The sequence below is a fragment of the Arthrobacter sp. SPT-J7 genome, assembly GCF_059089965.1.
The window spans coordinates 1-20,242 of the sequence record NZ_JBNHFF010000003.1; the positions used below are offsets into that span (position 1 = coordinate 1).

The 20,242-nt window shown below is 65.7% G+C and carries 22 protein-coding genes; 12 read left to right on the forward strand and 10 right to left on the reverse strand.

Going from position 1 to position 20,242, the window contains the following annotated elements:
• Positions 1–488: HNH endonuclease signature motif containing protein (locus AC5RWX_RS05415; RefSeq protein WP_494097053.1), on the forward strand; the 488-nt coding region annotated here is incomplete at its 5' end.
• A gap of 59 nt (positions 489–547) precedes the next feature.
• On the opposite strand, the gene AC5RWX_RS05420 is transcribed toward AC5RWX_RS05415, so the two are convergent.
• From AC5RWX_RS05420 to AC5RWX_RS05435, 4 genes are all read right to left on the reverse strand, one after another.
• A complete protein-coding gene (locus AC5RWX_RS05420; RefSeq protein ID WP_493938950.1) occupies positions 548–1,480 on the reverse strand; it encodes a neutral zinc metallopeptidase in 933 nt (310 codons plus the stop codon).
• A 242-nt stretch (positions 1,481–1,722) separates the two neighbouring features.
• Positions 1,723–2,658 carry a COX15/CtaA family protein gene (locus AC5RWX_RS05425; RefSeq protein ID WP_493938951.1) on the reverse strand — a complete coding sequence of 312 codons (936 nt, stop codon included), beginning with the start codon at positions 2,656–2,658 and terminating at the stop codon, positions 1,723–1,725.
• A gap of 4 nt (positions 2,659–2,662) precedes the next feature.
• On the reverse strand, positions 2,663–3,406 hold the full coding sequence (locus AC5RWX_RS05430) for an ABC transporter permease (RefSeq protein ID WP_493938952.1): 744 nt from the start codon (positions 3,404–3,406) through the stop codon (positions 2,663–2,665).
• Positions 3,403–4,353 (reverse strand): ABC transporter ATP-binding protein, encoded by a 951-nt coding sequence (locus AC5RWX_RS05435; RefSeq protein ID WP_493938953.1) that lies wholly within the window; start codon positions 4,351–4,353, stop codon positions 3,403–3,405. The genes AC5RWX_RS05430 and AC5RWX_RS05435 overlap by 4 nt, the downstream gene beginning before the upstream one ends.
• Positions 4,354–4,464: 111 nt before the next feature.
• On the opposite strand from AC5RWX_RS05435, the gene AC5RWX_RS05440 reads away from it, so the two are divergent.
• The 7 genes from AC5RWX_RS05440 to AC5RWX_RS05470 all read left to right on the forward strand — a co-directional run bounded on the left by AC5RWX_RS05440 (position 4,465) and on the right by AC5RWX_RS05470 (position 10,399).
• Positions 4,465–5,235, forward strand: a complete 771-nt coding sequence (locus tag AC5RWX_RS05440) for a helix-turn-helix transcriptional regulator (protein WP_493939109.1) — start codon at positions 4,465–4,467, stop codon at positions 5,233–5,235.
• Complete coding sequence (sufB, locus tag AC5RWX_RS05445; RefSeq protein ID WP_493938954.1) at positions 5,235–6,719, forward strand: Fe-S cluster assembly protein SufB; 1,485 nt, start codon at positions 5,235–5,237, stop codon at positions 6,717–6,719. Before AC5RWX_RS05440 ends, sufB begins: the two co-directional genes overlap by 1 nt.
• On the forward strand, positions 6,719–8,002 hold the full coding sequence (gene sufD, locus AC5RWX_RS05450) for a Fe-S cluster assembly protein SufD (protein ID WP_493938955.1): 1,284 nt from the start codon (positions 6,719–6,721) through the stop codon (positions 8,000–8,002). Before sufB ends, sufD begins: the two co-directional genes overlap by 1 nt.
• Entirely contained in the window at positions 8,002–8,361 is a 360-nt protein-coding gene (locus AC5RWX_RS05455; protein WP_493938956.1) for a non-heme iron oxygenase ferredoxin subunit, read from the forward strand. The genes sufD and AC5RWX_RS05455 overlap by 1 nt, the downstream gene beginning before the upstream one ends.
• A gap of 59 nt (positions 8,362–8,420) precedes the next feature.
• Positions 8,421–9,182 (forward strand): Fe-S cluster assembly ATPase SufC, encoded by a 762-nt coding sequence (gene sufC, locus AC5RWX_RS05460; protein WP_493938957.1) that lies wholly within the window; start codon positions 8,421–8,423, stop codon positions 9,180–9,182.
• A gap of 2 nt (positions 9,183–9,184) precedes the next feature.
• Positions 9,185–9,514, forward strand: coding sequence for a metal-sulfur cluster assembly factor (locus AC5RWX_RS05465; RefSeq protein ID WP_493939110.1), 330 nt, complete (start codon positions 9,185–9,187; stop codon positions 9,512–9,514).
• Between the two features lie 93 nt (positions 9,515–9,607).
• Positions 9,608–10,399, forward strand: a complete 792-nt coding sequence (locus tag AC5RWX_RS05470; RefSeq protein WP_493938958.1) for a Pr6Pr family membrane protein — start codon at positions 9,608–9,610, stop codon at positions 10,397–10,399.
• 34 nt (positions 10,400–10,433) lie between these two features.
• Here AC5RWX_RS05470 and ypfJ read toward each other — a convergent pair whose 3' ends face one another.
• Complete coding sequence (gene ypfJ / locus AC5RWX_RS05475) at positions 10,434–11,336, reverse strand: KPN_02809 family neutral zinc metallopeptidase (protein ID WP_493938959.1); 903 nt, start codon at positions 11,334–11,336, stop codon at positions 10,434–10,436.
• Between the two features lie 203 nt (positions 11,337–11,539).
• On the opposite strand from ypfJ, the gene AC5RWX_RS05480 reads away from it, so the two are divergent.
• The gene (locus tag AC5RWX_RS05480) at positions 11,540–13,138 is read left to right on the forward strand and encodes an ABC-F family ATP-binding cassette domain-containing protein (protein WP_493938960.1); all 1,599 of its coding nucleotides are present in this window, start codon (positions 11,540–11,542) and stop codon (positions 13,136–13,138) included.
• Positions 13,139–13,289: 151 nt separating this feature from the next.
• Here the strand turns inward: AC5RWX_RS05480 and AC5RWX_RS05485 are convergent, their stop codons facing one another.
• From AC5RWX_RS05485 to AC5RWX_RS05495, 3 genes are read right to left on the reverse strand one after another with little or no spacing between them, the layout of a single operon-like run.
• Positions 13,290–14,192: an SURF1 family cytochrome oxidase biogenesis protein gene (locus AC5RWX_RS05485; RefSeq protein ID WP_493938961.1), complete on the reverse strand. Its 903-nt coding sequence runs from the start codon at positions 14,190–14,192 to the stop codon at positions 13,290–13,292.
• On the reverse strand, positions 14,193–14,444 hold the full coding sequence (locus tag AC5RWX_RS05490) for a hypothetical protein (protein ID WP_493938962.1): 252 nt from the start codon (positions 14,442–14,444) through the stop codon (positions 14,193–14,195).
• Positions 14,441–15,031 carry a DUF3099 domain-containing protein gene (locus AC5RWX_RS05495; protein WP_493938963.1) on the reverse strand — a complete coding sequence of 197 codons (591 nt, stop codon included), beginning with the start codon at positions 15,029–15,031 and terminating at the stop codon, positions 14,441–14,443. The genes AC5RWX_RS05490 and AC5RWX_RS05495 overlap by 4 nt, the downstream gene beginning before the upstream one ends.
• A gap of 119 nt (positions 15,032–15,150) precedes the next feature.
• Between AC5RWX_RS05495 and AC5RWX_RS05500 the strand changes: the two genes are divergently transcribed.
• The 3 genes from AC5RWX_RS05500 (at position 15,151) to AC5RWX_RS05510 (ending at position 17,186) form a co-directional block, all read left to right on the forward strand.
• Positions 15,151–15,885, forward strand: a complete 735-nt coding sequence (locus tag AC5RWX_RS05500) for a beta-ketoacyl-ACP reductase (protein WP_493938964.1) — start codon at positions 15,151–15,153, stop codon at positions 15,883–15,885.
• A gap of 158 nt (positions 15,886–16,043) precedes the next feature.
• Complete coding sequence (locus AC5RWX_RS05505; protein WP_493938965.1) at positions 16,044–16,793, forward strand: SDR family oxidoreductase; 750 nt, start codon at positions 16,044–16,046, stop codon at positions 16,791–16,793.
• 204 nt (positions 16,794–16,997) lie between these two features.
• The gene (locus AC5RWX_RS05510; RefSeq protein WP_493938966.1) at positions 16,998–17,186 is read left to right on the forward strand and encodes a hypothetical protein; all 189 of its coding nucleotides are present in this window, start codon (positions 16,998–17,000) and stop codon (positions 17,184–17,186) included.
• Between the two features lie 63 nt (positions 17,187–17,249).
• Here the strand turns inward: AC5RWX_RS05510 and AC5RWX_RS05515 are convergent, their stop codons facing one another.
• Positions 17,250–19,139 carry a transketolase gene (locus tag AC5RWX_RS05515; protein WP_493938967.1) on the reverse strand — a complete coding sequence of 630 codons (1,890 nt, stop codon included), beginning with the start codon at positions 19,137–19,139 and terminating at the stop codon, positions 17,250–17,252.
• A gap of 167 nt (positions 19,140–19,306) precedes the next feature.
• Positions 19,307–20,200, reverse strand: coding sequence for a phosphoserine phosphatase SerB (gene serB / locus AC5RWX_RS05520; protein WP_493938968.1), 894 nt, complete (start codon positions 20,198–20,200; stop codon positions 19,307–19,309).
• Between the last annotated feature and the right edge of the window lie 42 nt (positions 20,201–20,242).

A 20,242-nucleotide genomic window follows, 5' to 3' on the forward strand; every position in this document is an offset into this window, starting at 1 on the left:
AACGGGACGAGGTGTGTCCATTCGCCGGCTGCCGCAAACACGGCAAGGCCTGCCAGATCGACCACACCCGGGCCTTCCGCGCCGACGGCGCCCAGGGCGAAACCGACGCCGGGAACCTCGGCCCGCCGTGCGAGACCCACCACCGGCTGAAAACCAGCGCCGGCTGGCAGATGACACAGCCCGCACCCGGGGTGTTCGAAGTGACCACCCCGGCCGGCCGGACCTACACCGACCGGCCCGGCGAAGACAACGACCCTCCCGGCCAACCCCACTACCCGCCCGCCGTCGCCGCCGCGCTCCCGAACGAGCAGCGACAACGAATCGAACCGATGATCGTAGACCCGCCGACGGGGCCCGAACCAGAGGGCAGGGCCATCAATAATGGCTGGCTGCCGTCCTGGCACCGCACATCTAACGGCCAGGCAGGAGACGGCCACCAGGACAAACCGCCGACAACCCACCGCCGGCAGGACCCGCCACCGTTCTAAGGATGCGCACAGATGTTTCTAACGATGCTCACAGAGGTTAGGCCAGTTGGAAAGACTTCTCATCGTTGTGACGGTAAGCATGCCAGCACGCCGCCGGTGCGTCCGACATTGAAGTTCGCAACCCGTTCGGAGGAGCTGCCGTGGTCCTGCGGGTTCGTCCACGGGGTGTTTCCGCCGAGCGCACTCAGTGCAGTAACCAGTTCGTTCTGGTCACCTTGTTCAAAAATGAGAGTTCCGTCTGCAGCCGCCCCATACAGGGTCGCGCCCGCCAAGCAGTCAGCCTGCAGCTCATAGGCCGGAGACCGGAGGCTAGGGTCGAGCCGATTCGCGATCGCATGGCTCCATTCGTGGGCGATGACCAAGTAAGGCCAAGCGTCTCCGAATTGGAATCCGCGCTCCATGAGCGAAGCGTCCCAGGCCACGTAATCCTCTGGAACGCAGTAGAAGGCGTTGCCCGGCTGAAGTGGCTGGCCCGCGCATGTGGGTGCGTTGCTTGGGTCTCTGCCGTCGTACATGCCCACGACCGTAGGCGGCGTGTACGTCCCAGTGAACAGCTCACTCCAATGCGTGCGCCAAAATTGATCCGTGATCGTCTGGGCTGCCGCAATATCGGCGACCAACTCTTCCGATGAGATGGCGCTCGTGTTGTTCCCGGCCGGGCCCTCATTGGCAGCAGAAGTATCGTTCCCTGACACCGTCCGGGGCGGGGTTAGCCCGGATGGCAAACTATCCCCGGCTGTCTGCTCCCCGTGCCCGGCCTCAGTGCCGCCCATCTGGTTGTCTTCAGGTGCCGTCTGCTTGCTTGGGGCAGCGGCGGCGGGCGGAGGGCCGACAACGCCAAAGCCTCCGCCACCTAATAATGCCAGGGCCATTGCAAGCACCAGACTCGCAAGCACGCCCCGTCTGTTTTTTGTTTCAAATATCATGACTTTCCCTTGACGTTGCAACTGTTTTCGCGGATCGAATGCAGTTGCGACCGGGTTATCAGTCACGGGTAAAGGGCGCAAGGGGCTAAGGAGGGACAACCGATTCAGCGATGTTGATGAAGCCCTTCACCGACCCCGGAGAAGCTGTAAGGGCCCCGCCATCTGACGGTCTCTTGAAGGGAGGTGGAGTGGTCTTGAGTGACCGGTCCGTGGCGACGGGAGAGCGGCGGCGCCGGCGCTGGGCAGGGGGCACGCTTGTCGACTCGTCCGGATATCTGCACCTTGTCGACTCGTCCGCCCGCCAGGTGCTAGAGCGGGAACTTGCCGGTCGAACGGTCCCACACGTTCGTCGCAGCCACGGTCAGCAGCGCCGAACCGAGCATGTGCAGCAGCACCAGGCCGATAGGCAGGCCGGTGAAGTGCTGCAGGTAGCCAATGCCGCCTTGGAGCACAATCACCGCAGCGAGCCACCACAGACCGGCGCGTAGCTGATGTGAGGTTGCGCGGCGGTAGGCGAGCACCAGCGCCAGCACGGTAGCGGCGACCAGCAGGTAGACCGGGACGACATGGATTCGGGTGACCAGGTCTGCGTTGAAATCATGGCGCGGGGCGCTGGCGTCACCTGCGTGGGGACCGGTGCCGGTCACGATGGTGCCCAACACGATGGAGGCGGCGGATGCTGCGGCGATGGTCCAGCCCAGCGTGCGTTCAATGTTCGGGACCGGGGCCACGGCTACAGCGGTGCCACCGCGCAAGTACATTCCTGTCCGGTTGACCAGCAGGGTGGCCACCGCCACGAGCGAGGCCGAGGCCAGGAAGTGCAGGCTGACCACCCACGGGTTCAGGCCGGTCCACACAGTGATCCCGCCAATCAGGGCCTGCACCGGGATCACGCAGAGCAGTCCCACGGCCAGGCCGAACAGGGTGCGGTGCTGCCGGCGCATGCGCCACAGCGAGACCAGCATGGCCACTGCGATGATGGCCAGGATGAACGTCAGGGTGCGGTTGCCGAATTCAATCAGCCCGTGGATGCCCATCTCCGGCGTCGGCGTCATGGAGCCTGGCACGCAATTGGGCCACTGGGAGCAGCCGAGGCCTGACTTGGTCAGCCGCACGGCGCCGCCGGTAATGATGATGCCGATCTGCGAAACCAGCGACGCGATCGCCAGACCATGAACGGTGCGGTTGACGGAGGTCGGCAGCCGGTCCAGGAGGTCGTGGGACTTGGGGGTGGCGGTGGTCATTGACTTAGCTCCATTTGAACCAGCGGATGGCGGCAAGGCTGGCCACTACGGTCCAGACCAGCAGCACGATGGATGCGGTGAGATTGAACTGCGCGTCGATCAGCGCACTGCGCAGCGCGTCGCCCAGTGCGGTCGAAGGCAAAAGGTGGGCCGCGGGCTCGAAAACGTCGGGCCAGCTGGCCACCGGGAAGAGGATACCGCCGGCAGCAGCCAGCAGCACCCAGAGCAGGTTGGTGATGGCCAGCGTGGCTTCCGGCCGGACCGTGCCGGCGATCAGCAGCCCCAACGAGGTGAAAGCCGCGGCGCCCAGCACCAGCTGCGCAGCCGCCGGCAGCAGGCCGCCCAGCGCTGGCTGCCAGCCGAGGAACAGGGCAGTTCCGCCCACCACCACAACTTGGATGACCATGATGGCGAGTACCGCAATGATCTTCCCGAGGATCAGTCCGCTCTGCCCCAGTGGGGTAGTGGACAGGAACCGCAGGACGCCGTAACGGCGGTCAAAACCGGTGGCAATGCCTTGGCCGGTCAGCGCCGTGGAGACGGTGCACAAGGCCAGCACTCCCGGGGCTGCCATGGCTATCCGGTCGTCCGTGTACGTGTCGAGCAGCGGTGTGACGGTCAGGCCGATGAGCGCCAGCAGCGGCAGGATGATGGCAATCAGCAACTGTTCGCCGTTGCGCAGCATGCCCATCGTCTCGTAGCGGCCTTGAAGTGCGATCCGGCGGACCAAGGCGGCGGGTGCGCTCATCGCAGATCCTTCCCGGAGATATCGAGGAAGACGTCCTCGAGCGAGCGCGGCGCCATGTGGATCGACGCCGGCATGACATTGTGGGCTGCCCATTCCGCGGCCAACGCGGCCAGCACTGCGGGGGTCAGTTGGCCGGCCACGGTGTAGCGCCCGGGAACATTTTCGACGGCGGCGAACGGCTCGGGCAGGTCGAGCGACAGTCCCGGGGGAGCGTCAAAGGTGAGCAAACGTTCGACGCCGGCGCTTTCGTCCGTGGCCGCGGTCAGTTCCGCGACGGTGCCGTGCACCACGGTCCGGCCGGCGTCGATGATGAAGACATAGTCAGCCAGCCGCTGCGCGTCGTCCATGAGGTGCGTGGTGAGGATGATGCCCAGGCCCTCGGCGCGCAGCTCCTGGATCAAATCGAACACCACGGCCCGGGACTGTGGGTCCAGCCCCGCGCTCGGCTCGTCGAGGAAGAGGACTTCCGGATCGCCCACCAATGCGGCCGCCAGCGCTACCCGCTGCTTCTCTCCACCGGACAGTCGGCGGATGGGCGTGTTGGCGAAGCCCCGAATGCCAAGCCGTTCCGCGAGCTCGTCCACGCTGCGCGGGTTCTGGTACATCCCTGCGACGTGCTGCAGCAACGCCAGCGGCCGGATGGCCTGCGGAAGTCCGCCTTCTTGGAGCATGACTCCCACGCGGCTGCGCAGCGCTGCTCCCGCCTGGTAAGGATTTTGGCCGAGTAGTCGGACGGTCCCGCCGTTGGGAGACATCAGACCCTGCGCGCAAGCTAAGGTAGTGGTTTTGCCGGCACCGTTAGGTCCGAGAAGTGCGGTAACCTGCCCGGGGTAGGCGCGTAGATGGACCCCGTCAATGACGCGGACCATCTTGTTATCCAGAGCCTCGACCGGCCCCAGATCTTTCACGAGTCCCTGGACGTCGAGGCAGGGTTCGGAGGTAGGCACCCGAACATTCTACGGGACGTAGAGCGGCCCATGCTAAGGGAGGGGCCCATGCTAAGGACTGCCTTACTGGTAGGCCGGAATAGAATACGTCATGATTGTGTTGTGTATTCCATGACCAGTAGTGCTTCTTTGCGTGCCCAGGCACCCGAGTCCGAGGAGCGGACCCGGGACCGGGTATTGAATGCTGTTTTGGAACACGGACCCGTCAGCGCAGCCGGTCTCGGCCGCATCCTCGGATTTACGCCCGCGGCCGTGCGTCGACATTTGGACGCGTTGTCCCGCAAGGGCTTGATCGAGGTCAAGCTCACCGCAAATTCTTCCACCGGCGCCGGACGCCCCGCCCGAAAGTACGTACTCAGCCGGCAGGGCCAGACCCGCCTGGGCGATGACTATCTGGATATTGCCCGCACGGCGTTGGCGGCCCTCAGTGAGGCTGCCGGCAGCGAAGCGGTCGCAGAATTCGCCCGGAACCGGTACCGGGACATGGAGGAGCGCTACCGCCCGATCGTGGAGGCAGCGGGGCCCGGAATCGAAGAGCGGGCCAAGGCACTGGCGGAGGCGCTGAGCGCAGACGGCTTCGTTGGATCCACCACGGTGGTCGGATCCAAGGCGCCGCACAGCACCATGCTGGCCGTCCAGCTCTGCCAGGGGCACTGCCCGGTGCAACAGCTGGCAGCGGACTTCCCGGATTTCTGCGACAGCGAAACTGAAGTTTTTTCCCGGCTGCTCGGGGTGGATGTCAGGCGACTCTCCACTCTGGCTGGCGGGGGACATGTTTGTACGACCCACATCCCCGTGGGCCGAACAAGGTCTGCGGTTCGACCCGTCGAACCGGCGACAGGAACCAGACGAGTATCCATCAATCTGCAAGAGAGGCCGTGATGACGGACCAAGTGGATCAGAGTATGAGGAACGCGGTCGGGACGACCGACGTAGCCGACACCACCATTTCCGAAATCCTGGAAAAAAACCCCGAGCTGCACGGCATCGGAACCTACGAATACGGCTGGGCCGACGCCGACACCGCCGGCGCCAATGCCCGCCGCGGGCTGAATGAAGAAGTGGTCCGCGACATCTCCGCCAAGAAGGACGAGCCCCAGTGGATGCTGGATCTGCGTCTGAAGGGCCTGAAGTACTTCGACCGCAAGCCGATGCCCACCTGGGGCGCGGACCTGTCCGGCATCGACTTCGACAACATCAAGTACTTTGTCCGTTCCACGGAGAAGCAGGCCAAGACGTGGGAGGACCTGCCCGAGGACATCCGGGTCACCTACGAAAAGCTCGGTATCCCCGAGGCCGAGCGTGAGCGCTTGGTTTCCGGAGTTGCCGCCCAGTACGAGTCCGAGGTCGTTTACCACCAGCTTCGCGAAGACTTGGAGGCCCAGGGTGTGATCTTCCTGGACACCGACACCGGATTGAAGGAACACCCGGAGATCTTCCAGGAGTACTTCGGATCGGTCATCCCGGTGGGCGACAACAAATTCGCTTCGCTGAACACCGCCGTCTGGTCCGGCGGCTCCTTCGTCTACGTGCCCAAGGGCGTCCACGTCGAAATCCCGCTGCAGGCCTACTTCCGCATCAACACGGAGAACATGGGCCAGTTTGAGCGGACCCTGATCATCGCCGACGAAGACTCCTACGTGCATTACATCGAAGGCTGCACGGCACCGATCTACACCTCGGACTCGCTGCACTCCGCCGTCGTCGAAATCATTGTGAAGAAGGGCGCCCGCGTCCGCTACACGACGATCCAAAACTGGTCGAACAACGTGTACAACTTGGTGACCAAGCGCGCCATTGCGCACGAAGGCGCCACCATGGAGTGGATCGACGGCAACATCGGCTCCAAGGTGACCATGAAGTACCCGGCCGTCTACCTGACCGGCGAGCACGCCAAGGGCGAGACCCTGTCCATTGCCTTCGCCGGCGAGGGCCAGCACCAGGACACCGGCTCCAAGATGGTCCACATTGCCCCGAACACGTCGAGTGCCATCGTGGCCAAGTCGGTGGCCCGCGGCGGCGGCCGTTCGGCCTACCGTGGGCTGGTGCAGGTCCGTGAGGGCGCGAAGAACACCAAGAACTCCGTGGTGTGCGATGCCCTGCTGGTGGACACCATCTCGCGCTCGGACACCTACCCGTACATTGACGTTCGTGAAGACGATGTCACCATGGGCCACGAGGCAACCGTGTCCCGCGTCAGCGAAGAGCAGCTGTTCTACCTGATGTCCCGCGGCCTGGCCGAGGACGAGGCCATGGCCATGATCGTGCGCGGCTTCATCGAGCCGATCGCCCGTGAGCTGCCGATGGAATACGCACTTGAGCTGAACCGCTTGATCGAACTGCAGATGGAAGGGTCCGTAGGTTAATGACTGAGATCACTGAGAAGGCACGTATCGGTGCTCCGGCCATCGACGGATTCACCGAAGAGGGCGAAAACCTCTCCCCGGCCAACGCCGCGGCGGGTCCGCTGGCGGGCGCCAGTGCCAAGAGCCACAGCCACGGCGGCGGCGTCGGGGTTCCGGACAGCTCCCGTGCCGGACGCCTGACCTCCTACAAGGCGGACGACTTCGGTCCGCTGACCGGGCGCGAGGAAGACTGGCGGTTCACCCCGCTGAAGCGGCTGCGCGGCCTGCAGAGCGACGCGCTGGTCGGCACTGCCCCGGCGGTCACCGTCAGCGGGCCGGAAGGCACCGAGCTCCCCGCCGGCGTCGTCGTTGAAACCGTCGGCCGGGACGATGCGCGCATCGGCGTTGCCGGCATTCCCGAGGACCGCGTTTCGGCAGCCGCCTGGGAGGCCTTCAAGGAGGCCACCGTGGTGACCATCCCGGCCGAGGCGCAGCTGGACACCGGGGTCGCCGTCGTGATTGAGGGCACCAGCACCGAACTGTCCGCCCAGCACCTGGTCATCGTGGCCGAAAAGTTCTCCAAGGCCGTCGTCGTGCTGGACCACAAGGGCAGCGCGACCGTCTCCCAGAACGTGGAGATCGACGTGCAGGACGGCGCGGACCTCACCGTTGTCTCGGTGCAGGAATGGGCCGACGATGCCGTTCACGCCTCCTCGCAGCAAACCCGCGTGGGCCGCGACGCGAAGTTCAAGCACGTGACCGTCAGCCTCGGCGGCGATCTGGTCCGTGTGACGCCGTCCACCCGCTTCACCGACACCGGCGGCGACGTGGAAATGTTCGGCCTCTACTTCGCCGACGCCGGACAGCACCTTGAGCACCGGTTGTTCGTGGATCACGCAGTGCCCAACTGCAAGTCCCGCGTGCTGTACAAGGGAGCCCTGCAGGGTAAGAACGCGCACACCGTCTGGGTGGGCGACGTGCTGATCCGCAAGGAAGCCGAAGGCACCGACAGCTACGAAGCCAACCGGAACCTGGTGCTGACCGACGGAGCGCGCGCCGATTCAGTGCCGAACCTCGAGATCGAAACCGGGTTGATCGCAGGTGCCGGCCACGCCAGCACCACCGGCCGCTTCGACGACGAGCACCTGTTCTACCTGATGGCACGCGGCATCCCCGAGGACGTCGCCCGCCGCCTGGTGGTCCGCGGTTTCCTCCATGAGATCATCCAGCAGATCCGGGTTCCCGCCCTGGAAGAGCGCCTCAACGCATCGCTGGAACGCGAACTCGAGGCGGGCAACCTTTAATGAGCGAAACTCCGCGCGGCGAACTGGTATGCAACGCCTCCGACGTACACGTCAATCAGGCAGTGCGCATCCTGGTCGGTGACTATCCGGTAGCCATCGTCAGGGACTCCGAAGGCGAACTGCATGCCATCGGGGACACCTGTTCGCACGCGGACGTATCACTCTCCGAAGGCGACGTCGAAGGCAGCACGATCGAATGCTGGGGCCACGGCTCCCAGTTCGACCTGCGCACCGGCGAGCCGCTCAGCCTGCCGGCGTTCGAACCCGTCCCGGTCTTCGCGCTGACGCTCGACGGCGACAGCGTCTACGTGGATGTCACCAACGTCCTCAACGGGGCGCCTGCTCCGGACCTCAACTAAAAACTTCAACACGCGAACTCACGCCCGCCTCCACCGGGTGCAAAGGAGAAAGCAGACAAATGTCTACTCTTGAAATCAAGGACCTGCACGTCAGCATCGAGACTGAGCAGGGCAGCAAGGAGATCCTCAAGGGCGTGTCCCTGACGATCAACACCGGCGAAATCCACGCCATCATGGGCCCGAACGGTTCCGGCAAGTCCACCCTGGCTTCCACCATCGCCGGGCACCCCCGCTACACCGTCGACTCCGGCACCATCACCCTTGACGGCGAAGACGTGCTGTCCATGAGCGTGGACGAGCGTGCCCGCGCCGGCCTGTTCTTGGCCATGCAGTACCCGGTTGAGGTACCCGGCGTGACCATGACCAACTTCCTGCGAACCGCCAAGACCGCCCTCGACGGCGAGGCCCCGAGCCTGCGTCACTGGACCAAGGACGTCAAGGAAGCGATGAGCCAGCTGCGCATCGACGCCGACTTCGCCCAGCGCAACGTCAACGAAGGCTTCTCCGGCGGCGAGAAGAAGCGCGTGGAGATCCTGCAGCTTGAACTGTTCAAGCCCAAGTTCGCCATCATGGACGAGACCGACTCCGGTCTCGACGTGGACGCGCTCAAGGTGGTCTCCGAAGGCCACAACCGGGTGCACGCCGAAGGCGCCATGGGCACCCTGCTGATCACCCACTACACGCGGATCCTGCGCTACATCAAGCCCAACTTCGTGCACGTCTTCGTCGACGGCCACATCGCCGAAGAGGGCGGCCCCGAACTGGCCGACCGGCTGGAAGAAGAGGGCTACGACCGCTACCTGACCGCAGCAAAGGCCTAATGATGACTGAAGTCAATGCCCCGCAGACGTCCCTGGAGGACGTCGAAGAAGCGCTCAAGGACGTCATCGACCCTGAGCTGGGCGTCAACATCGTGGACCTCGGCCTGTTGTACGGGCTGAAGTACGCCGAGGACGGCGCCCTGCTGATCGACATGACGCTGACCACCGCCGCCTGCCCGCTCACCGACGTTCTCGAAGAGCAGACCGGCAAGGCGCTGGACGGCGTCGTCGACGAGTGGCGCCTCAACTGGGTATGGATGCCGCCGTGGGGTCCGGAGCGCATCACCGACGACGGCCGCGACCAGATGCGCGCGCTGGGGTTCAACATCTGACCCACTGTGTCAATTGACGACGGCGGACCGGTCACTTTCGGGTGGCCGGTCCGCCTCTGTCTGCCCCTGCGGCAGCAGCGTTAGGATCGGCATATGGGAGTATCCACGGTGGGGAAGGCGCGGGAGCGCGGGCGCTATGACGAGGTCCATGTGGCCGCGGCCTTCCACGGGCTGACGGCCCTGCTGGCGGTGGTCGGTATTGCCCTCGGAATCACGGCTGTGCCGGCAGCGCCCGGATATGCCGCCGCGCCAGCGCATTCCTGGTGGAACTTTGCCAGCGCGCCCGGGGTCCAGGCGGCACTGCTGGTCTTCGTGGTGAGCCTGACCCTGCTGATGGACTCGACCATGGTCGGCGGACGGCTCTGGCGTGCGGCCCGCACGGCCACGCTGGCAGCCATGCTGCTGGTCTTCCTGGCCCAGTTCACGCCGTTGCGCGGACTGCCCGACACCGCAGAAATGACGGTGGCCGGGGTGATGGCGGACCGGTTGCTGCTCTATGCGCTGCCGGTGGTCGTGGTAACCGGCTGGCTGATCTTTGGTCCCCGTCCGCGCATCAGTACCGGCGCAGTGACCCTCGGGCTGGTCTTCCCGGGTTTTTGGCTGCTGTGGACGGGCCTCAGGGGAGCCGCCACCGGCTGGTTACCGTATGCCACCGGCCCGGTGCCGCCCGCGGGGCAGCTGCTGATGATGGGCATCGGCCTGATCCTGCTGTGGCTGGGATCCACCATGGTTTTCCTGTTGCTGGACTCAACCATGGGACGTGAGCCCGACGGTTATCTTCCGGGCTTCGGACCGGCTGACTCCACCGAGGGAAAACGTTCGGACGGCTTGCCGTTCGCGGAAGGCACGCATGAGCCCGGTCCGGTGGACCCGCGGGACTTCTAGCCTCTAGCCTCTGGCGTCAGGCGGGCCTCTAGCGTCAGGCAGGCCGGTCGAGGTTCGCCGCGGAGAACGTGTCGCAGCGGCCGGCATCGCCGGTCTGGTAGCCCTGCAGGAACCAGCGTTGGCGCTGCTCGCTGGAGCCGTGCGTCCAGGTGTGCGGGTTGACCTGCCCGGTGGCAGACTGCTGGATGCGGTCGTCGCCCACGGCGCTGGCGGCGGACAGAGCGTCCCGCAGGTCTTGCTCCGTCAGCGGTTGCATGAACGGCTCTCCGGTCCGCTCGTCAATCTGCTCGGTCGCATTCGCTGCCCAGACGCCGGCATAGCAGTCTGCCTGAAGCTCCACCCGAACCGCCCCGGATTCCGGGCCCTGCGGATCCTGCCGGGAGTAGTCGATGGCCCCGGTCAGGTTCTGGATGTGGTGTCCGAACTCATGCGCCACCACATACTCCTCCGCCAACGGTCCGCCGCTGGCGCCGAACCGGCTGGTCAGCTCGGCGAAGAAAGAGGTGTCGAAGTACGCGGTCTGGTCGCTCGGGCAGTAGAACGGGCCCACGGCGCTGCTCGCCCTGCCGCAGCCGGTGCTGACACCGCCGTCGAACAGGACGGTCTGCGGGACGGGGTACTGCATGTTGTAGCGGGGGAGGTAGCCGGCCCAGAAATCGTTGAGACTGTTGACGGTTCCCACGATGCGGCAATCGGTGCGTTCGTTGGCGTCGGCGCCGGTGAGGCATTCCTCCTGCAGGCCCGGGCCACCAATTTGCTGCTGTTCCTGACCGCTGCCGCCCAGCCCGAATCCCTCCAACACGTCTGCAGGCACGCCGAGCAGGCTGGCAATAAGCACTAGCAGACCGCCGCCGCCAATGGCGATCTTGCCGCCCAGGCCGCCTCGGCGGTCCTGCACCTGGGACGTGTCCAGCCGGGAGCCGCGGGAAAAACTCATGAGCCAAGGATAACGGCCACGACTCGGGCCAGTGCGCGCCTGCCGACGCTCCGGGCCGGGAGCATGTTGCCTGCGGGGAGCGGACTGGTGGGTGCCGGTTGCCGATGCCGGTAGACTGGAAAGGTTGATTTCCGCCCCCGTCCCGCCATGGACGTGCCCGGGCATCCGTCCCGCCCCCTGCCCCTATGGAAAGGCCTTCCACTGTGATTACCGTCAACGATCTTGAGCTGCGTGCTGGAGCCCGTCTGCTCATGGAGGCGGTGTCCTTCCGTGTGGACAAGGGCGACAAGGTGGGGCTGGTGGGCCGGAATGGCGCCGGCAAGACCACGCTGACCCGGGTTCTGGCCGGTGAAGGCCTGCCTGCCTCCGGTACCGTGGTGCGCAACGGTGAGATCGGCTACCTGCCCCAGGATCCACGGACGCCTGACATGGAGCAGCTGGCCCGCGACCGGATCCTCTCGGTCCGCGGACTGGACGTGGTGACCCGCAAGCTCCGTGAAGCGCAGTCGGACATGGCCAGCAGTGACGCTGATGTGCAGGCCAAGGCGATGCGCCGCTATGACCGGTTGGAGGCCGAGTTCATCTCCGGCGGCGGCTACGCGGCCGAGGCCGAAGCAGCGGCCATTTCCTCCAACCTGGCCCTGCCGGAGCGAATCCTGAACCAGCCGCTGAGGACCTTGTCGGGTGGCCAGCGCCGCCGCGTGGAGCTGGCACGGATCCTGTATTCCGGTGCCGAAACCATGCTGCTTGATGAGCCGACCAACCACCTCGACGCCGATTCGATCAGCTGGCTGCGCGAGTTCCTGAAAAACCATCAGGGCGGACTGATTGTGATCAGCCACGACACCGGCCTGCTGGAGGCGACCGTCAACAAGGTTTTCCACCTGGACGCCAACCGCACCACCATCGACATCTACAACATGAACTGGAAGCGCTACCTGCTGCAGCGCGAAACCGATGAACGCGCGCGCAAGCGCGAGCGCGCCAACGCGGAAAAGAAGGCCCAGGTCCTGATGGACCAGGCGAACAAGATGCGGGCCAAGGCCACCAAGGCAGTGGCCGCGCAGAACATGGCCAAACGTGCCGAACGCCTGCTCAGCGGGCTGGACGAGGTCCGGGCGCAGGACAAGGTGGCGGCGCTGCGTTTCCCCGACCCGGCACCGTGCGGCAAGACTCCGCTCACTGCCGAAGGCCTGAGCAAGTCCTATGGCTCGCTGGAGATCTTTACCGACGTCGACCTGGCCATCGACAGGGGCTCCCGGGTGGTGATCCTGGGGCTGAACGGCGCGGGCAAAACCACCTTGCTGCGCATGCTGGCCGGCGTGGACACCCCGGACACCGGCGACGTGCTGCCCGGCCACGGTCTGAAGATCGGCTACTACGCCCAGGAACATGACACCTTGGATGTGGAGCGGACCGTGCTGGAGAACATGCGCACCGCTGCCCCGGACCTGCAGGATGCCGAAGTGCGGAACATCCTCGGTTCCTTCCTGTTCTCCGGCGACGACGTCAACAAGCCGGCAGGGGTGCTCTCCGGCGGCGAGAAAACCAGGCTGGCCCTGGCCACGATTGTGGCGTCTTCGGCGAATGTGCTGCTGCTGGACGAGCCCACCAACAACCTGGACCCGGCCAGCCGCGCGGAAATCCTCGGCGCACTGCGCAACTACAGCGGCGCCGTCGTCATGGTCAGCCACGACGAAGGCGCGGTGGAGGCACTTAATCCGGAGCGCGTGGTGCTGCTGCCGGACGGCGTGGAAGACCTCTGGAACGAGGACTACCTGGACCTGGTCACTCTGGCCTGATTCCGGGCGCGGCCTCGAACCGCAACTGCACGGCGCTTAGCGGTCGCAGCTTCCCGGCCTTCGCAAGCTCAGGCCGGGTCCCTCAGCTGCTCTCTTGCCCTCGTTCCCGGCGATGCGCGCCTTAGCAATTCCGGTTCAGGCAGTGCAGCGGCTAGTCGTCGCGGCTGAGCAGGGAACCGTCGGTCCGGAAACCCTGGGCGTCCAGCAGCGCGTCTTCCTCTTCTTCGGAGGTGGGCCGGTTGCGGTGGCGCTTCGGGGCAGCGGCGGCTCGCGGGGCCGGATTGGCCTGGTGGTAGCCGCTGAGCGCCTCTTCTTCCTCGGTCAACCGGCCATGGTGTGCGTGCTGCCGAGCGGCGTAGCCGTAGCCGACGAACAGCAGCACGCCGAAGGCATACCACTGCATGGAGTAGGACAGGTGCGGGCCTTCATCGATGGCGGGCTTGGGGATCTGGACGGGCCGATCGGCGGCAGCGGGGGACTCCGACGCCATCAAGCCGTAACTGCCGGTGTAGACGGGGTAGTCCAGTTGGGCCGCATAGGCGTCCAGCTGGATGGATGCTAGCTGTCCTTCGGGGGCACCGCGGCTGACCGTCCCTTCGCCCGGCTTAACACGGGCGACGACGGTGACCTTGCCTTGGGGGGCGGCGGGGATGGCGTCCGGGTGGCCGGCCTGGTTGTTTCCGATCGGCAACCAGCCGCGGTTGATGATCACGGCTTGCCCGTCGTTGAGGCGGAGCGGGATGAGCACTTCGTAACCCGGCCGACCGTTCAGAGGCCGGTTCCGCACAATTCGCTGGCCCGCGGTGTCATACTCGCCGTTGAGGACCACCGGGGTCCATTCCACCGCGTCATCGGCAGTGGCGAAAATCTTCGGAACCTTGCTGAACGGCACCGGATCGGCGTCGTAATGGGTCTCCACAGCGGTGATGGTGGCGAGCGCCTGGTCCCGGCGGTCCATTTGCCAGTTGCCCAGCATCACGCAGACCGCGGCAAGCAGGGCGACGATCAGCAGCCAGCCCAGCCACTTGGCGCTGAGCAGGAAACGATAGGACATTCAGGCACCGCTTTCCGGCGTAGCTGGTTCTTCCACGGGAAGCGTTTCCTTCCACAGGCTTCGCTGGACCAAGTAGTCCTGCAGCCACTCGCGGTGCCCGTCGCAGGCGAGCCAGATCTTGCGGCGCTCGGGCGTATGGATTCTCGGATTGTTCCACAGCAGCTGCCATTGGGCGTCCCCGCGGCAACCCTTCCGCGAGCAGATCGGTGTCTCGGCGGCCACTGGTCCGCCAAGCTGGCCTAAGAGGTTCATGCGGCAGTCTTCCGTCGGCGTCGCTTGACCACAGGGCTCAGGCTTCCCATAAACGCCGCCGACTGGTCATGGTCGTCTTGCTCGGCGGGACTGGGCGGCGGTTGGCTGGCGGTTGCGTCTGCAGCCGCCGATGCCATCGGTTGCTCCGGGGCCGCATCTGCGGGAGTGCGCCGTTCGTGCGTGCCGGTTGTGGGACTCTGGCCAGTGGCCGGGGGCTGGGCAGCATCGTCGACAACCTCGCCGGCCAGGAAGTCGCCGTCCTCGGCCGCTCCGCCGGTGGCGGTGGTCGAGGGGGCTTCCAGCTCCGGCATCGGGGCCTGGTCCAGCAGCGCAGCGCTGTGCGTCAGGTGCGACTTGTCGCTCCCGCCATTGGCGATGATCACGGCTATCCATGGCAGGAAGACGGCGCCGGCCACGAAGAACCAGCGGAACCAGCTGTCGATGAAGAAGAAGAGCAGCAAGCAGGCCAGCCGGATGCCCATGGCGAGCGTGTATTTGACCATGCGCCGGTGCATCTCATCGGTGTGGCTTTCGGGGACGTCCGTAATGCTCAGGACTTCCGGCTTCTCGTCAGACTGCTTGCTCATCACACTCCATCAGGGCTGTATCAATTCTCCCACGATGGCCGGAATGTCTAAAGCCGACGCAACGAGTCCCCTGCCGCAGGACCTCCCGGGCTAGGATTCCTTAGGAAAACAGCAGCTTCATGGAGGTAAATGTGAGCAATGAACAGCAGACCGGCCGCAGCGTGCTGGTCACCGGCGGTAACCGGGGCATCGGCCTCGCCATTGCCCGGGCCTTCGAAGCGAATGGCGACAAGGTAGCGATTACCTACCGCAGCGGTGACGTGCCCGACGGCCTTCTGGGTGTGAAGGCCGATGTCACGGACGCCGGATCTGTGGATGCCGCATTCAGCGAGGTCGAGGCAGCGCACGGCCCGGTGGAGGTGCTGGTGGCCAACGCCGGCGTCACACGGGACACGTTGCTGCTGCGGATGAGCGAAGAAGACTTCACCAGCGTGGTGGACACCAACCTGTCCGGCGCGTTCAGGGTGATCAAGCGCGCCTCCAAGGGGATGATCCGGCTGCGCAAGGGCCGCGTGGTGCTGATCTCCTCGGTGGTGGGGCTCTACGGCTCGCCCGGCCAGATCAACTACGCCGCGTCCAAGGCCGGCCTGGTGGGCATTGCCCGTTCGCTGACCCGCGAACTTGGCTCCCGCAACATCACCGCCAACGTGGTGGCTCCGGGATTCGTCAACACGGAGATGACCGCCGTGCTGCCGGAGGACACGCAGAAGAGCTACCTGTCTTCGATCCCGGCGGGCCGCTTCGCCGAACCCGAGGAAGTGGCGAAGGTGGTCCGGTGGATTGCCAGTGACGAAGCAGCCTACATCTCCGGCGCTGTCATCCCGGTGGACGGCGGACTGGGCATGGGCCACTAAAAGCGCCAGCAGATGGGCGGCCCGCCTTTTGTGGGCTTTCTACAACGGATAAGGCTTCGGGGGCTGGCAAGATGGAACCCGAAGCCTTTTCCGGTTAAGCGTTTCCTACAACCGCCGGACCGGCACAACCCAGAGAACCGAACCTTAAAGGAGCAGCCATGGCCGCACTGGATGGCAAAGCAGCAATCGTAACGGGATCATCCCGCGGCATCGGCGCCGAGGTGGCCAAGCTGCTCGCAGCCGAGGGCGCAGCGGTAGTGGTCAATTACCGCCAAAAGGCACCGAGGGCCAACAAAGTCGTGGCGCAGATCGAGGAAGCGGGCGGCCGCGCCGTCGCCGTTGCTGCCGACCTCACAGCGGACGAGGGGGCGCAGGCACTGGTGGACGCCGCCCGGCAGAACTTCGGCGGGCTGGACCTGCTGGTGCTCAACGCCTCCGGCGGCATGGAGACGAGCATGGGCGAGGACTATGCTCTCCGCCTGAACCGCGACGCGCAGGTGAACATGCTCAAGGCGGCGGCCGAGGTGATGCCGGCGGGCTCCCGGGTGGTCTTCGTGACCAGCCATCAGGCACACTTCATCCGCACCGTGCCGACCATGCCGGAATACGAGCCGGTGGCGTTGAGCAAGCGCGCCGGCGAGGACGCGCTGCGCGAGTTGCTGCCGGAGTTGGAAGCCAAGGGCATCTCGCTGGTCGTGGTCTCCGGCGACATGATCGAAGGCACCGTGACCGCGACCCTGCTGGACCGCGCACGCCCCGGTGCCCTCGAAGCCCGCCGCGCGGAGGCCGGCAAGCTTTACTCGGTGGAAGAGTTCGGCGCAGAGGTGGCCAAGATGGTTACCGCCGACGTCCCCTCGGGGCACACCGAATACGTGGGCGGAGCCGAGTCCTTCCAGTCCCAGGGCTAACTGGACACCGGCAGCAGCTTGGTGGCACCGGTTGCTGGATCGCCGCCGTGCCATCAAGCTGTGCCGCTGGAAGGTGTGCCCTGAACGCCGTGAACAGAACGCCGTGACGCATCAGTACCGGGCGTGCCGGGGCGAAATTCCGAAAACTGTCGGCAGCGGGTGCTACGTTGGCCGCAACCTTGGATCTTCAGGAGGGTGACGAAGATGGAAAAGACACATTCCCGCGGCGTCGGTATCGACTTCATGGAACCGAATGCCTGCGGACGTTGTGATGCCTGCGACGAACTGCCCGCACCGGCCATCTGCGAGGACTGCTCCTACGACGAGAACGGCAACCTGGTCCGGCTCGTGGAATGGCCCTGCCCGTCCGCGGCGGCCGCCCTGGCGGCATAAGCGGCCTTTGCCCCTGGCACCCCGACCCGGGCGTGTGCGCCCGGGGCGTCTGCGCCCAGGGCGTTAACCGCCAACCAGGCTGCGCGCCGCCTCGGTGATGTGCCGCGCGGAGATTCCTGCCGCGTCCAACAGCTCCTCCGGTGCCCCGGAGGTGGGCAGTCCTTGCACAGCCATGCGGACCAGCTTCAGTTCCGGGACCTGGGCCTGCGTCAGCGCGTCGGCGACCGCTGACCCGAGCCCGCCCTCGGGATAGTGGTCCTCGACCGTGATGATCCGCCCGCCGGTGGCCCGGCACGCAGCCAGCAAGGTTTCCTGGTCGATCGGCTTGATCGAATACAGGTCGATCACCCGGGCGGCGATGCCTTCATCGGCGAGTTGGGCAGCAGCGGCGAGGCATTCGTGCACGGTGACCCCCGCGCCGACGAGGGTGACCGCGTCGTCGCCGGTGGCTCCATGCACCTTCGAACCGCCCAGCGGGAACTCCTCGTCCGCCTCGTAGAGCACGGGGTAGTCGCCGCGGGTGGCGCGCAAGTAGCAGATGCCAGGCGTATCCGCCATGGTCTGGACCAGCTGTGCGGTCGAGGTTGCATCGGCAGGGTAGAGAACGGTCGAGGTGTGGATCGCACGCATCGCGGCGAGGTCCTCGAGCGCCATCTGGGAAGGACCGTCCTGGCCGATCTCGACGCCTGCATGGGTGCCAACCAGACGGATATCCACCTCGGAAACACCGGCCATCCGGATGAAGTCGTACCCGCGGGACACCAGAAACGCCGCAAAGCTGGAGGCAAACGCCACATACCCGCGCACGGAGAGCCCTGCCGCCGCAGCCACCATTTGCTGTTCGGAAATGAACATCTCGAAGAAGCGGTCCGGGGCGGCCTTGCTGAATTCACCAGCCTTGGTGGAATTGCCCACTTCACCGTCCAACATCACCACCTCGGGCCGTGCGGCCAGCGCAGAGGCCGCATCGCCGAAGGCGGTCCTGGTCGCGACGGAGTCGCCCACGGTATAGGTGGGAAGATTGATGGCGGCCGACGGGTTGGCCTTGATGGCAGGTACGCCTGATTCCGGGGGATGGGTGGTGACCCGGATCTGGGTTGGCCCGCCCAGCGCCTTGATGGCAGGTTCGGCAATGTCCTCCGGCAGCGCCTTGCCATGCCAGCCGTTCTTGTCCTCCACCTCGGGCACGCCCTTGCCCTTGATCGTCCGCGCCAAGATGACGCTCGGCTGGTCCGTGGTTGCGCGGGCGGTGGCGAGGGCGTCGTTGATCGCGTTCAGGTCATGGCCGTCGATCGGCAGCGGCTGCGCACCGAAGGCCCTGACCCGCTCGGCGTACCGCTCCAGGTCCCACCCCAGCTCGGTCGGCCCGTTCTGGCCCAGCCGGTTCACATCGACAATCGCGGTCAGATTGCCCAGCCGGTAGTAGGCTGCCTTGTCCAACGCCTCCCACATGGACCCTTCGGCCAGTTCACTGTCACCGCACAGCACCCACGCCTGATAGGGCAGCCGGTCCAGGTACTTGCCGGCCAGGGCAATGCCGACCGCGTCCGGCAGTCCTTGGCCCAGGGATCCGGTCGCCACGTCCACCCAGGGCAGGGCAGGTGTGGGATGTCCTTGCAGCCTGCCGCCAAACTGTCGATAGGTATTAAGCAGCTCGGTTTCGTCGACCACTCCGGCAGCCCGGAAGATGGCATAAAGCAGCGGCGAGGCATGCCCCTTGGAGAAGACCAAGTGGTCGTTCGCGGGCAGCTCGGGGCGCTGCCAGTCATAGCGGAGATGGTTCACCAACAGCACAGCCATGAGGTCGGCCGCCGAGAGCGATGAGGTAGCGTGGCCGGATCCTGCCCGGGTAGTGACGCGGATTGAATCGACCCGCAGCTGCGCGGCCAGCGCGCGGCAGGTCTCCGCCAGGCTCTGATCCCAGGTGGTGGTGGACGCGGAGTCGGTGCTCATCACTGACTCTCCTTCACGGAAGGTTCAGGGAATCCCGGGCCCCGCTGCCCTCAGCGGCAGCACCGTCCGGGGGATGTTCAACCCGACCCTACTCCCGTACGTGGTCCGGCGACAGGGCCAAGTGGGTATCCGTGATCAGCAGGCCTGCGGCTGCGTCTGGTTCGGCGTCAGACTCCGGCGAAGTAGCGCGCCACATCCAAGTAGGGGATGTTAATGGCGGCATCGGCTGCCTCGCGGACGGCCGGCTTGGCATTGAAGGCGACCCCCAGGCCAGCGGCGGCCAGCATGTCCAAATCGTTGGCACCGTCGCCGATGGCAATGGTCTGGGCCAGGTCGATGTTTTCCGCGGCAGCCCATTCGCGCAACGAGGCTTCCTTCGCTGCCCGGTCCACCACATCGCCGTCAACCGTGCCGGTCAGCATGTCGGCGTCGGTGCCCAGCAGGTTGGCCCGGTAGTACGTCAGTTTGAGTTCCTCGGCCAGCGGGTCCAGGATCTGGCTGAAGCCGCCGGAGACCACCGCCACCGCGTGGCCGGCGGCCAGGAAGGCCTCCACCACTTCCTTGGCGCCGTGCGTCAACAACAGCGAAGCGCGCACCCGCTCGATCACGCCCAGCGGAAGATCCTTCAGCGTGGCCACGCGGGCGTGCAGGCTCTCGGCGAAGTCCAGTTCGCCGCGCATCGCCGCTTCGGTCACGGCGGCAACCTCGTCCCGTTTGCCGGCGTGCTCCGCCAGCAGTTCGATCACTTCCTGCTGGATGAGCGTGGAGTCCACATCCATCAGCAACAGCTTGCGCTGCGGCCCGGCCAGCGACGCGTCCATCACGGCAGTGCCCAGCTGATCGGTGAGCAGGGGAGCGACCGCCGCCCGCAAAGCCGCGACGCCGTCGGAGGCACCGCCGTCGTACTCCACGATCAGCACGGTGACTTGGAAACGGCCGTTGGCCGCGTTCTCCAGTTCCACGATGTTTCCGCCGGCCCCGGTGACCGCGGCCTGCACGGCTGCAAGATAGGCATCGGGCAGTTCCCGGCCGTAAGAGACAACGCGGAGGAGCGAGGGCATGGTGATTCCGTTCTGCACAGAGCTGGAGGGGATGGCCGGATC

Coding starts and splice junctions, on each gene's coding strand:
- AC5RWX_RS05425 (WP_493938951.1), bottom strand. CDS start 2,658: ATGACCACCGCCACCCCCAAGTCCCACGACCTCCTGGACCGGCTGCCG.
- AC5RWX_RS05430 (WP_493938952.1), bottom strand. CDS start 3,406: ATGAGCGCACCCGCCGCCTTGGTCCGCCGGATCGCACTTCAAGGCCGC.
- AC5RWX_RS05440 (WP_493939109.1), top strand. CDS start 4,465: ATGACCAGTAGTGCTTCTTTGCGTGCCCAGGCACCCGAGTCCGAGGAG.
- sufB (WP_493938954.1), top strand. CDS start 5,235: ATGACGGACCAAGTGGATCAGAGTATGAGGAACGCGGTCGGGACGACC.
- sufD (WP_493938955.1), top strand. CDS start 6,719: ATGACTGAGATCACTGAGAAGGCACGTATCGGTGCTCCGGCCATCGAC.
- AC5RWX_RS05455 (WP_493938956.1), top strand. CDS start 8,002: ATGAGCGAAACTCCGCGCGGCGAACTGGTATGCAACGCCTCCGACGTA.
- sufC (WP_493938957.1), top strand. CDS start 8,421: ATGTCTACTCTTGAAATCAAGGACCTGCACGTCAGCATCGAGACTGAG.
- AC5RWX_RS05465 (WP_493939110.1), top strand. CDS start 9,185: ATGACTGAAGTCAATGCCCCGCAGACGTCCCTGGAGGACGTCGAAGAA.
- AC5RWX_RS05470 (WP_493938958.1), top strand. CDS start 9,608: ATGGGAGTATCCACGGTGGGGAAGGCGCGGGAGCGCGGGCGCTATGAC.
- ypfJ (WP_493938959.1), bottom strand. CDS start 11,336: ATGAGTTTTTCCCGCGGCTCCCGGCTGGACACGTCCCAGGTGCAGGAC.
- AC5RWX_RS05485 (WP_493938961.1), bottom strand. CDS start 14,192: ATGTCCTATCGTTTCCTGCTCAGCGCCAAGTGGCTGGGCTGGCTGCTG.
- AC5RWX_RS05490 (WP_493938962.1), bottom strand. CDS start 14,444: ATGAACCTCTTAGGCCAGCTTGGCGGACCAGTGGCCGCCGAGACACCG.
- AC5RWX_RS05495 (WP_493938963.1), bottom strand. CDS start 15,031: ATGAGCAAGCAGTCTGACGAGAAGCCGGAAGTCCTGAGCATTACGGAC.
- AC5RWX_RS05500 (WP_493938964.1), top strand. CDS start 15,151: ATGGAGGTAAATGTGAGCAATGAACAGCAGACCGGCCGCAGCGTGCTG.
- AC5RWX_RS05505 (WP_493938965.1), top strand. CDS start 16,044: ATGGCCGCACTGGATGGCAAAGCAGCAATCGTAACGGGATCATCCCGC.
- AC5RWX_RS05510 (WP_493938966.1), top strand. CDS start 16,998: ATGGAAAAGACACATTCCCGCGGCGTCGGTATCGACTTCATGGAACCG.
- AC5RWX_RS05515 (WP_493938967.1), bottom strand. CDS start 19,139: ATGAGCACCGACTCCGCGTCCACCACCACCTGGGATCAGAGCCTGGCG.
- serB (WP_493938968.1), bottom strand. CDS start 20,200: ATGCCCTCGCTCCTCCGCGTTGTCTCTTACGGCCGGGAACTGCCCGAT.